At 49.1% G+C, this 13435-nt stretch carries 2 protein-coding genes; both read left to right on the plus strand.

Annotation, left to right across the window (positions count from 1 at the left end):
- Window positions 1-58: 58 nt before the first annotated feature.
- Entirely contained in the window at window positions 59-8644 is an 8586-nt protein-coding gene (locus QUA33_RS06385; protein WP_333147402.1) for an amino acid adenylation domain-containing protein, read from the plus strand.
- Window positions 8645-8745: 101 nt separating this feature from the next.
- The gene (locus tag QUA33_RS06390; RefSeq protein ID WP_333147404.1) at window positions 8746-13434 is read left to right on the plus strand and encodes an amino acid adenylation domain-containing protein; all 4689 of its coding nucleotides are present in this window, start codon (window positions 8746-8748) and stop codon (window positions 13432-13434) included.
- Window position 13435 lies beyond the last annotated feature (1 nt).

Below are 13435 nucleotides of genomic sequence, written 5' to 3' on the forward strand. Positions count from 1 at the left end.
AGAATTTGGCGGAACTGGTTGGCGTACTGCAAACAAGATTTATAGGTAAAAAGAATCGATGAGCGACGCAAGCATTAAGGGAGACCAACTCACCGAAAGTTCTACGAATTTAGTAGAACTCCTGCAAAACAGAGCATTACACCAACCAGAGCAGAAATATACATTTCTGTCAGACGGAAAAGCTGAAACCGCCAGTTTGACTTATCGAGAGTTAGACGCGATCGCCCGATCGCACGCCGTGCGACTTCAGACATTGGGAGTCACTGGCGAACGAGCCTTACTGCTTTTCCCGCCTGGATTGGACTATCTCGCCGCCTTTTTTGGATGCTTGTACGCCAAAGCGATCGCGGTTCCCCTCTATCCGCCGAAACTGAAACGGAATTTAGCGAAAATTAGCGCGATCGCCCTAGATGCAGGAGCAACAGTTGCGATCGCTCCCGCGCGACACCTGGAAAATTTAGAGCAGCTATGCGAACAAGCGCCGGAACTCAAAGGGCTGCGCTGGCTGACAGCAGAGATTCTTGCCGGTGACGGCGAAAAGTGGCAGCAGCCACCCATCCATCCCGACGAAGTGGCTTATCTTCAGTACACTTCAGGCTCAACCTCCACCCCCAAAGGCGTAATGGTGAGCCACGCCAACGTTTTGTACAACATCGAATACATTGACCGAGGCTTTGACCACGATGCCGAAAGCGTTGCGGTAACGTGGCTCCCCCACTTTCACGACATGGGGTTAATTGACGGATTGCTCAAACCTTTGTATCTGGGAATTCCCTCTTACTTCATGCCACCAGCGGCGTTTATTCAGAACCCGATGTGCTGGTTGGAAGCGATTTCGCGATACAAAGCTACCCACAGCGGCGGACCAAATTTTGCTTACGACTTGTGTGCTAGCAAAATCAGCAAAATCTTGGGCGATGGCGAAAAAATGCTCGATTTGAGTAGTTGGCGCGTGGCATATAACGGCGCAGAACCCATCCACAAAGAAACCCTAGAGCGATTTACCAAAGCTTTTGAGCCCTGCGGTTTTCAGGCAGATGCGTTTTGTCCTGCTTACGGAATGGCAGAAACTACGCTAAAAATTGCCACGGTTCGCAGTGGGGAAACACCGACTTTCTTACCTGTTGACGCTGGGGCGCTGGAAAATAATCGCATTGTAGAAGTTTTGGAAGGCGAGGGGGGTGCAAGAACTTTAGTCGGCTGCGGTTTCCCTGAATTTGGCACTAAAGTTGCGATCGTCAATCCCGAAACTCTGACACAATGCCAGCCGCACGAAGTCGGAGAAATTTGGGTAGCTGGCGAAACAGTTGCGCGAGGCTATTGGAATCGCCCAGAAGAGACAGAAAAAACCTTTCAAGCATATCTTTCAGATACCACGGAAGGGCCATTTTTGCGAACTGGAGATTTAGGCTTTTTACGCGATCGAGAACTGTTTATTACGGGGCGACTCAAAGATTTGATTATCATCCGAGGCCGCAATCTTTACCCCCAAGATATAGAAAGAACGGCAGAACGCAGCCATCCCAGTTTGCGGCTAGGGGCGATCGCGGCATTCTCGGTGGAAGTCGCAGGCGAAGAACAGCTCGTTATCGTGCAAGAATTACAATCTCGCAAAGCGCCGGATCATGCCGAGGAAATTATCAGCGCCATCCGCGAACGCATTGCTCGAGAATATGAAGTGCAAGTTTATGGAGTAGTGCTGATTAAGCCCGGAAGCATTCCCAAAACGACCAGCGGTAAAATTCAACGTCGCGCCGCCTGTGCTGACTTTCTAGCTGACAATTTGGAAGTGGTCGCCAGTAGCGTTTTAGAGATATCTGATGTTGTTGAAATAGAGAATCGCCTGACGCGAGAAATGCTGCTATCAGCAGAGTTAGAAGAACGGCAGGCACAGTTAGAAACCTATTTGCGACAGCAGGTAGCCAGGGTGCTGAAAGTCAGCCTTTCCCAAATCCAATCGACACAGGCTTTTAGTAATTTGGGTTTCGATTCATTGGCGGTGTTTGAATTAAAAAATCAGATTGAAACCGATCTAAAAATAGCTTTATCAATAGAAGACTTATTCCAGAAACTAAGCCTTGCTCAACTGGCAGCAAAAATTTTAGAAAAATTGCCAGAAGCGCCGAAAACTGCGTCTATCCAGCCAGTTTCTCGCCTGCAAAACATCCCCCTGTCTTTTGCCCAAGAGCGCTTGTGGTTCTTCGACCAATTGGAGCCGGGAAACCCCTTCTACAACCTCTGCGGTGCGGTTCGGTTGACGGGGCAACTTAATGCAGAAGCACTCAGGCAAAGTATTGAGAAAATTATCGAGCGGCACGAAATTTTGAGAACTGCGTTTGCTGGTGGGGAAAAAGAACAGATACAAGTTATTTTTGAGTCAAAAAGTTTCCCATTACCGCTGATAGATTTGAGCCGTTGCTCCCCGGAGGAATGTGAAAAAGAAGCGCAAAAACTGTCGGCAGAAGCAGCGCGATCGCCCTTTAATTTAACTCAACCAAATCTGCTTCATGCCAAACTTCTGCGTCTATCACCAACAGAACATACCCTGCTTTTATCCGCCCACCATATCATTTTTGATGGTTGGTCTCTGGGCGTATTTTTACGGGAACTAGCGGCATTTTATGAAGGCTTTTATAATAATAATTTAGCCTCGCTTCCACCGCTGCCAATTCAGTATGCCGACTTTGCAACTTGGCAGCGCCAACAAATGCAGGGAGAAATATTAGAAACTCAACTTACTTACTGGAAGCAGCAGTTAAGTGGCAGCGCAGCGGTTCTAAATTTACCAACCGACTTTGCTCGTCCCGCTGTTCAAAGTTACAAGGGAGGTCGGCAATTGTTTGAATTGCCAGAACACTTAACCGAGGCAATTAGGCAATTGAGTCGCAGCGAAAAAACTACTCCCTTTATGACATTGCTGGCAGCATTCAATACACTGCTTTACCGCTACACGGGGCAAGAAGATATCCTCGTCGGTTCACCAATTGCCAGCCGCAACAGCAGCGAAACCGAATCATTAATTGGATTTTTTGTCAATACTTTAGTCCTGCGATCTGACTTAACCGGAAATCCAACTTTTCGAGAGTTGCTGAATCGAGTGCGAGAGGTTGCATTAGGTGCTTACGCGCATCAAGATGTACCGTTTGAGAAGTTGGTAGAAGAATTGCAGCCGAATCGAGATTTAAGTCACTCGCCTTTATTTCAGGTGATGTTTGCCTTTCAAAATGCCTCCGAATTCGCCTTAGAATTGCCAGGTTTAAGCCTGAACTGCCAACAGATTCACAGCGGCACAGCAAATTTCGATTTAACCCTGGAATTAGAAGCCACAGCAACAGGTATTAGAGGGTGGTTTGAATACAGCTTAGACTTATTTGAATCGGCTACAATCGCGCGAATGGCGAGGCACTTTCAGAACTTATTAGAAGGCATCGTTGCCAATTCTTCCGCACGAGTGTCAGATTTGCCCATGCTTGCAGAAGCAGAACGCCAGCAACTTCTATTTGAGTGGAATAATACTGGGGTAAATTACTTCCAAAATGAGTGCGTTCACCGTTTGTTTGAAGCGCAAGTGGCGAAAACACCTGATGCTGTTGCGGTGCGATTTGAATGCCAAAGTTTGACCTACCGAGAACTGAACGATCGCGCGAATCAACTTGCCCATTATTTGCACTCCTTCGGCGTAAAACCAGATGCGATAGTCGGCGTTTATATGGCGCGATCGCTCGATGCGATTGTCGGAATTTTAGGCGTATTAAAAGCAGGCGGCGCTTATTTGCCCCTAGACCCCATCTATGCTAAAGAACGCCTCGCCTTCATGTTAGAAGACGCTGGAGCTAGGGTATTGCTAACGCAAGCAGAATTAAAAGCAGAAACGCCAGCCCAAAATAATATTTCTGTGATTTGCTTAGATGCAGACTGGCAGACGATCGCTCAACAAAATAAGTCAAACCCTGATAGCGCCGTTGGGCCAGAAAACCTCGCTTACATCATCTATACATCCGGGTCTACCGGCAAGCCAAAGGGAGTGATGGTGCAGCATCAATCTTTGGCAAATTATACCCAGGCTGCCAGTGTCGAATACGGCATTAAAGCAGGCGATCGCGTTCTTCAATTTGCTTCCCTCAGCTTCGACGCCAGCGCCGAAGAAATCTATCCCTGTTTAACGCAAGGTGCCACCTTGGTACTGCGCGGAAATTCCATGTTAGACAGCATTTCTTCCTTCCTGCAAAAATGCCGGGAATGGCAAATCACCGTCTTAGATTTGCCGACAGCTTACTGGCGCGAATTAACTGCCAGACTCAGCGCCGAAAAAGCAGAATTTCCCCCCTCAGTGCGCTTGACAATTATTGGCGGAGAAACCGCACTTTCAGCATCCCTGAATCAGTGGCAAAAGTGCGTTTCAGAAAAAGTACGACTTGTCAATACTTACGGCCCCACAGAAACAACAATTGTCGCCACGTGGTGCGACTTTCTCTCTTCTTCTCTCCCCTCTGCGCCCTCTGCGCCCTCTGCGGTTAAAAACTCCCCAAAAACCTTGCCGATTGGTCGTCCAATTCCAAATGCCCGCACCTATGTACTCGATGCTAACTTGCAACCCGTTCCCATCGGAATTCCCGGCGAATTATATATCGGAGGTGCCGGCATTTCCAGAGGATATATCAACCGTTCGGATCTGAATCGAGAAAAATTTATTCCCGATATTTTTAGCAACCTGCAAGGCGATCGCCTTTACAAAACAGGCGATTTAGTCCGCTATCTTCCCGACGGGAATTTAGAATTTATCGATCGCACAGATCGCCAAGTGAAAATTCGCGGTTTCCGCATAGAGTTAGGAGAAATCGAATCCACACTCAGCCAACATCCAGACGTGCAAGAAGCAGTCATTCTGGCGCATGAGGAAGATTCAGGCAGTAAGCGCTTAGTTGCTTACCTCGTTTTAAACTCAGCAGTCGCGGGCGGGCACGGAGGCACCGCCCCTACGCACTCTGCACTGATTAAAAATCTGCGCTCTTTTCTCCGGGAACAACTGCCAGATTATATGGTTCCTGCCAGTTTCATGTTTTTAGAAGCGATGCCATTAACGCCAAACGGCAAGGTAGATTTTAAGGCACTTCCCGCACCGGAAACCAACAACTCAAACGCCGATTTTATCGCACCTCAAACTTTAGAAGAACAAGTATTAGCGGAGATTTGGGCGGAGGTTCTGGGTTTAAAACAGGTGGGAATCAATGACAATTTCTTCGAGTTGGGAGGTCACTCTTTGCTGGCAACTCAACTGATTGCCAAGGTGCGCGACCGCTTTCACGTCGAGCTATCATTGCGCTGCTTGTTTCAATCCCCTAGTGTCGCCAGTCTGGCAGTTGCGATCGCACAAGCTAAGAGCCAGCAGTCGCCCGAACCCCTGATTTCACTGCCCGCGATCGCCCCCGACCCTCACAATCGCTACCAACCATTTCCGCTCAACGAAATGCAGCAGGCGTACTGGATCGGGAGAAATAGCTTTTTTGAAATGGGCAATGTTGCCATTCACGGCTATGTAGAAATTGAGAGCGACGAGTTAGATTTAGAGCGGTTTAGCCTCGCGTGGCAGCGAGTTGTAGAGCGTCACGATATGCTGCGGGCGATCGTACTTCCGAACGGAAAGCAGCAAATTCTGGAAAACGTACCCGCTTATAAAATTGAGGTTTTGGATTTGCGATCGCTCGCTCCAGAGGTTGCGGGTGAAAAACTCGCAGCAATTCGCGATCGCCTTTCCCACCAAGTGCTGCCGCTCGATCGCTGGCCGCTGTTCGAGATTTGCGCTTCCAAAATTAATAAGCGCCGCATCCGCCTCCACATCAGCATTGACGCCTTGTGCATAGACGGCTGGAGTTTTCAAATTTTGTTTGGCGATTTGGTCAAGTTTTACCGCAATCCCCATACTGCGATCGCGCCCTTGCAACTGTCTTTCCGCGATTGCGTGTTAGCTGCGATCGCCTTAGAAAACTCCCCATTTTACCAGCAATCCTTAGATTACTGGCGCAATCGCCTCAAAACCCTGCCACCAGCGCCGGAATTGCCCCTCGCCAAACAGCCGAATTCCTTAACGCAGCCGCGATTTAAACGCTGGAGCGATCGCTTAGACTTGCAAACCTGGCAGCGCCTCAAAACGTGCACAGCTCGTGCCAGCCTCACTCCTACGGGTTTATTGCTCGCCGCCTATGCGGAGGTTCTGTCTCTGTGGAGCAAAACGCCTCGGTTTACCCTCAACGTGCCGCGCTTTAATCGGTTGCCTTTGCATTCTCAAGTTGAGGAAATTATCGGAGAATTTGCCTCGTTTACTTTGCTAGAAATAGATAACTCCAAGCGAGAGAGTTTTGAAGTACGGGCTAAGCGACTGCAAGAACAGCTTTGGCAAGATTTAGAGCACCAGTACGTCAGCGGCGTGCGCGTTTTGCGAGAACTCGCCCAAGCGCAAGGTACAACCGCAGCGCTGATGCCAGTCGTGTTTACGATCGATCCGCAAAACGCGCCAGGGGAAGATTCCTCTATCTTTTCTCTGATTCAAGAATTGGGAGAACTGATTCACATTATCGGTCAAACTCCGCAAGTTTGGATTGACGCGCAATTTACCGAAACCGCTCAGGGGCTGTCTTTTAGCTGGGATGCCGTGGAAGAACTCTTCCCGCCAGGGATGATTGACGATATGTTTGACGCCTATTGTCGCCTGTTGCAGCGCCTCGCTAACGAAGAGGAAACTTGGCAAGAAACCGTTTCGTTTCAGCAAGCTTTTGCTAACAGCATTGAAGCACCGATTCCTGATGGATTGCTGCACGAATTGTTTGCTGAGAAAGTCGCCTCGCGATCGCACGAACCCGCCGTCATTACGCGCGATCGTACCCTCACCTACGAGGAAGTATACCGGCGATCGAATCAAGTCGGTCATCGCTTGCGGAAGCTGGGAGCTCGCCCCAACCAATTGGTTGCCGTCGTCATGGAAAAAGGATGGGAGCAAATCGTCGCTGTGCTCGGCATTCTGGCATCCGGGGCTGCTTATTTGCCCGTAGATGCGGCGCTGCCAAAAGAACGGCTGTGGTATTTGCTGGAAAATGGCGAAGTTGAGATTGTTTTGACGCAATCTCAGTTAAATCAGCGATTGGAATGGCCGGAAAATGTGCGGCGAATTTGTCTCGATACCGACGAATTGGCTGCAGAAAGCCGCGAACCTTTAGTGGCGGTGCAGGAACCGGAAGATTTAGCTTATGTGATTTACACTTCCGGCTCAACTGGCTTGCCGAAAGGCGTGGCGATCGCGCACCGCGGTGCAGTCAATGCGATCGCTCAGACCAACCAAGTGTTTAATGTGGCCGAGTGCGATCGCGCGATAGCAGTCACCGCACTGCACCACGATATGTCGGTTTACGATATCTTCGGCATCCTAGCGGCCGGGGGAGCGATCGTCATTCCCGATGCCGCACAACGGCTAGACCCGGCTCACTGGACCGAATTGATGGTAAAAGAGCGCGTCACCATTTGGAACTCGGTTCCGCCGATGATGGAAATGCTGCTCGATTACGCTGCCGGACGTTCTGAGGTGTTGCCGGAGTGCTTGCGCTGGGCGTTTCTCGGCGGAGATTGGATACCGATAACGCTGCCTGAGAGGTTAAGGGCGATCGTCAAAGAATGTCGCGTTGTCAGCGTTGGCGGACCAACTGAAACCACTCTCTGGAACATCTGGTATCCGGTAGAAACTGTTGACCCTTCTTGGAAGAGCATTCCCTACGGATCGCCGATCGCCAATACACGCTATTACATTTTGAATGAAAGGCTGGAAGACTGTCCCGTCTGGGTTGCCGGCGAGATGTGCTGTGCCGGAGTTGGGCTGACAAAAGGATACTGGCGCAATGAAGAAAAAACTCGCGCCAGTTGCCTCACGCACCCCGTCACGGGCGATCGCTTGTACCGAACGGGAGATTTAGGGCGCTTCCTCCCTGACGGCAACATCGAATTTTTAGGACGAGAAGATTTCCGCCTTAAAATTCGAGGATTCCGCATCGAAGCAGGAGAAATTGAAGCTGCTTTGAACGAGCACCCAGCAGTCAAAGCATCCATTGTCACCGCATTCGGAGAAAATCACAGTCAAAAGCGCTTAGTAGCATATATCGTTCCACAACAAAACGCGGCCCCTGCGGTTGAAGAATTGCGACAATTTCTGAGCGAAAAACTGCCAGATTATATGGTGCCGTCTGCATTTATAGTTCTGGACGCGCTGCCGCTTTCGGCGAACGGCAAAGTTAACCGCAAGGCACTGCCCGAACCGGATGCCGCAATTCCAGAAGCAAAGATTTTTGTCGCACCGCGCACGCCTATTGAGGCAATGTTAGCGAGAATTTGCTGTGAGGTTCTCGGCATCGAACAGTTAAGCATTGCCGAGAACTTTTTTGAACTAGGAGGAAATTCCCTGCTGGCAATTCAATTAGCAGCAAAGATACGAGAATCTTGTCAGATAGAATTGCCTTTGTGCGATATTTTTGCAGGACGATCGCTCGCCATACTTGCAGAAAATATTTCTGCAGCCAAAAACAAAAACGCGACAGTTGAAGAACCCGCGATCGCGCCCGTTTCGCGATCGGCGTACCGCATGAAACTGTCATCTTTGCGCTAACCACAAATCAGTGATGAGTCATAGGTTAGCAGCCAATAACTCATAACCAATCCCTAAATATCGGCTGCAATCCCAATTACCAATTATCAGTTACTAATCCAATGACGGTGCATTTTTCCGAAAAACCTCCAACAGATACTCGCGATTCGGCAAATACTGCGGAAGAAGAAGTATTTGCATTTCCCACCTCTTTTGCCCAGCAAAGACTGTGGTTTATTGACCAATTTGAACCGGGAAACCCTTTTTACAACCTTCCGGCGGCTGTGTTACTAAAAGGCAGGCTAAATGTAGTAGTGCTAGAGCTAAGTTTGAAGGAAATTGTGCGCCGTCACGAAGCTTTGCGGACTACATTTGCCACTGTAGACGGTCAACCTGTGCAGGTGGTTGGTCAGAAATTTAATTTCGGGCTGCAAGTTTTAGAGTTGCAAAAATTGGCGAAAACTGAGCGAGAAGAAAAAGTAAAACAACTGGCGGCAGAAGAAGCTAGCCAACCTTTTGATTTAACCAAAGGGCCGCTGTTGCGAGCTAGTTTGCTACAGTTAGATGCTGAGGAATATGTCTTGCTGCTGACGCTACACCACATTATTTTTGATGGCTGGTCAATCGGAGTATTTCTGCAAGAATTAGCAGCACTTTACGAAGCGTTTTCTATTGGCAAACCATCCCCACTTCCCGAACTTTCCATACAGTACGCCGATTTTGCTATTTGGCAGCGGGAATGGCTTGCGGGCGATCGCTTGCAAACTCAACTTAACTACTGGAAAAAACAGCTTAGTGGCGCTCCCCCCTTGCTGGAATTGCCAGCCGATCGCCCCCGTCCCCCGGTGCAAACCTATCGGGGCGCGAAAGAATCATTCCTCATCCCGAAAACGCTAACGGAAGCCCTCAAAAAGCTCAGCCGCCAGGAAAATGTCACCCTGTTTATGACGCTGCTAGCAGCCTTTAAAACGTTGCTCTATCGCTATACAGGACAGGCAGATATCCCCGTTGGCTCTCCCATCGCCAACCGCAACCGAGCGGAAATTCAAGGGCTAATCGGGTTTTTTGTCAATACTTTGGTATTGCGAACTGATTTGTCAGGCGATCGCACTTTTCGGCAGTTGCTCGATCGCATTCGGGAGGTGAGTTTAGAAGCTTACGCTCACCAGGATTTGCCGTTTGAGAAACTGGTTGAAGAGTTGCAACCCGAGCGAAATTTGAGCTACAATCCACTGTTCCAAGTCGCTTTTGTTTTGCAAACTCCACCTGTTGCTGCCGAGTCAATCGCCGGACTAAATCTCACTCTTTTAGATGTTGAGAATCAGACAGCAAAAGTTGACTTAACGCTGTATTTAGAAGAAAAGCAGGAAGAAATTAGCGGTCAGTTTGAATACAGTACGGATTTATTTGATGCGGTCACTATTAGGCGGATGGCGGGGCATTTTCTCACCTTGCTGGAGGGCATAGCTGCCAACCCAGAGCGGCGGATTGAAGAGCTACCGTTGCTGGGGGAAAAAGAGCGGCATCAGTTATTAGTAGAGTGGAATGATACCCGCGCCGATTATTCGAGCGATCGCTGCATTCATCAATTATTTGAAGCGCAGGTCGAGCGAACTCCCGATGCCATTGGAGTCGTATTTGAAGACCAAAAACTCACCTACCGCGAGCTGAATGAACGAGCCAACCAACTCGCGCATTACCTGCAACAACTCGGCGTTAAACCAGAAGTTTTGGTGGGAATTTGTGTCGAGCGATCGCTCGATACAATTATCGGCATTCTCGGTATTCTCAAAGCCGGGGGCGCTTACGTTCCCCTCGATCCAGCCAACCCGCGCGATCGCCTCGCTTTTATACTCGAAGACGCGCAGGTAAATGTGCTGCTGACTGAGGAAAAGTTGTTGCAAACCCTTCCCAAATGTAGCGCCCAAATCCTTTGCCTCGATGGGGATAAAAGTGCTTTCTCCCAACACAGCAAAGAAAATCCCGCCAGCGGCACCACTGCCGAAAATCTCGCCTATATCATCTACACTTCTGGCTCAACTGGCATCCCCAAAGGCGTTTTAGTTCCTCACTCAAACGTCGTCCGCCTGTTTACTGCTACCCAGTCGCGGTACAACTTCAACGAGCAAGATGTGTGGACGCTGTTTCACTCTTATGCTTTTGACTTCTCAGTGTGGGAAATTTGGGGCGCTTTGCTATACGGCGGGCGACTTGCGATCGTGCCTTATTCAGTCAGCCGATCGCCCCAAGATTTTTACAGCTTGCTATGCCAAGAAAAGGTCACAGTTCTCAACCAAACTCCTTCTGCATTTTACCAGTTGATAAAAACAGAAGAATCTGTCGGAATTGGCGAAGATTTAAGCCTGCGCTTAGTAATTTTTGGCGGGGAAGCTTTAGACTTGCAAAGCTTAAAACCTTGGTTCGATCGGCACGGCGATCGGCACCCTCAACTTGTCAATATGTATGGCATTACAGAAACAACTGTCCACGTCACTTATCAGCCGCTGACTGCCGCTGATTTAAGTAAAAATGCCAGCCTTATTGGCCGTCCAATTCCTGACTTGCAAGTTTACCTGCTCGATCGCAACTCCCAACCCGTTCCGATCGGCATCCCTGGGGAAATTTACGTTGGTGGTGCTGGCATCGCGCGGGGCTATCTCAATCAGCCAGAATTAACGGTCGATCGGTTTATTCCGAACCCTTTTAATGACAGTTTGAAAGCGCGCTTGTACAAATCGGGAGACTTAGCTCGCTATCTGCCAAATGGCGATATTGAATACTTGGGACGAATTGACCACCAAGTAAAAGTGCGCGGTTTCCGCATCGAGTTAGGAGAAATTGAAGCAGCGCTAGGACAGCATCCAGATGTCACCCAGGCTGTGGTTGTAGTGCGAGAAGATGTACCGGGCGATAAGCGCTTGGTAGCTTATATCATTGCTAACTCAGCAGCACAAAATAAGCATTCAATACTGATTCACGAACTCCGCTGCTTTCTGAAACAAAAATTGCCGGAATACATGGTGCCTGCTGCTTTCGTGACGCTGGAGGCGCTGCCTTTAACAAACAACGGCAAAGTCGATCGCAAGGCACTACCTGCACCGGATCGCGATCGGCCAGAACTCGAAGAGGCATTCGCCGCGCCTCGCACGGCTATTGAGAAAATCCTAGCGGAAATTTGGGCGCAAGTATTGGGGTTAGAACAAGTGGGAATTGACGACAATTTCTTTGAATTGGGCGGCGATTCTATCCTCAGCATTCAAGTAATTTCTCAAGCCAATCGAGGGGGGTTGCGACTTACACCAAAACAACTGTTTCAGCACCAAACTATTGCACAGTTAGCCACCGTCGCCGATACAACTGGGACCCCACAATCGGAACAGGGATTAATCATTGGCGAAGTTCCTCTGACACCGATTCAGCAATGGTTTTTCGAGCAAAATCTCTCCGATCCGCACCACTGGAATCAGGCGGTGCTTTTAGAGTTGCAGCAACCTCTCGAACCTGCATTAATTGAGTCAGTTTTGCAGGAATTGCTGAAGCACCACGACGCGCTGCGCCTGCGTTTTGTGCCAGGAGAATCGGGCTGGCAGCAGGCGATCGCTCGCCCTGACGAGGTTGCTCCGTTTACCTGCATTGATTTGTCGTCGCTACCTCCAGAGGAGCGAGAAGCCGCTTTCCAAAATGCTGCCACTCAGTTGCAAGCCAGTTTAAATTTGTCAGAGGGGCCATTACTTCGCGCTGCCCTATTTGACTTGGGTCAACATCAGCCAAATCGCTTGTTATTGGCCATTCATCACTTAGCGGTTGATGCTGTTTCTTGGCGAATTTTAATTGAGGATTTTCAGACAGCTTACGGGCAAATTAGTGGCGGCGAAACAGCCGCGCTACCGCCCAAAACAACCTCATTTAAGCAGTGGGCAGAACGCTTGCAGGAGTGGGCGCGATCGCCCGAATTGCAGGGAGAGTTCGATTACTGGTTCGCCCTTTCTCATCAACCAACTTCTAGCTTGCCAATAGATTTCCCCACAGCAGCTAATTTAGTTGCATCTGAAAAAACAGTATCCGTTGCTTTGAGTGTTGAAGAAACAAAACTGCTCTTACAAGAAGTACCTGCCGTTTACCGCACGCAAATTAACGATGTATTGCTAACTGCTTTAGGTCAAGCATTTGCACGCTGGACTGGCAATAACTCACTTTTACTGGACTTAGAAGGTCACGGGCGCGAAGATATATTTGAGGGAGTAGATTTGTCGCGCACAATCGGCTGGTTTACAGCAGTTTTTCCTGTCCTGTTAAATTCAGAAAAACATTCCGATCTAGGCTCTGCCATCAAATCAGTGAAAGAGCAGTTACGCGCAGTACCAAATCGCGGTGTTGGCTTCGGTATCTTACGATATTTAAACCCAGAAACTGCTAAAAATTTGCACAAATTGCCGCAAGCTGAGGTAAGCTTTAACTATCTCGGACAGTTTGACCAAGTGCTGCCGAAATCTTCTTTATTCATGCTGTCCTCCGAGCCTAGTGGCCCCCTTCGCAGCCCGCGCGGAAATCGACGTTACCTGCTGGAAATTAACGGATTTATTGTCAGCAACAAGCTGCAATTAGATTGGACGTACAGCGAAAGCATTCACCGACGAGAAAGCATTGAAAATTTAGCAACGGGCTTTATAGAATCGCTGCGATCGCTAATTCAATACTGTCAGTCCCCCGACGCCGGCGGCTGCACTCCTTCTGACTTTGCAGAGTTTAAGTGGAGCCAGTGGGGCCAGGACGATTTAGATAACATTACCGCAATTTTGGGAGAGCTTTAAT

It is taken from the genome of Microcoleus sp. Pol14D4, from assembly GCF_036701245.1.
Classification (GTDB): domain Bacteria; phylum Cyanobacteriota; class Cyanobacteriia; order Cyanobacteriales; family Microcoleaceae; genus Microcoleus.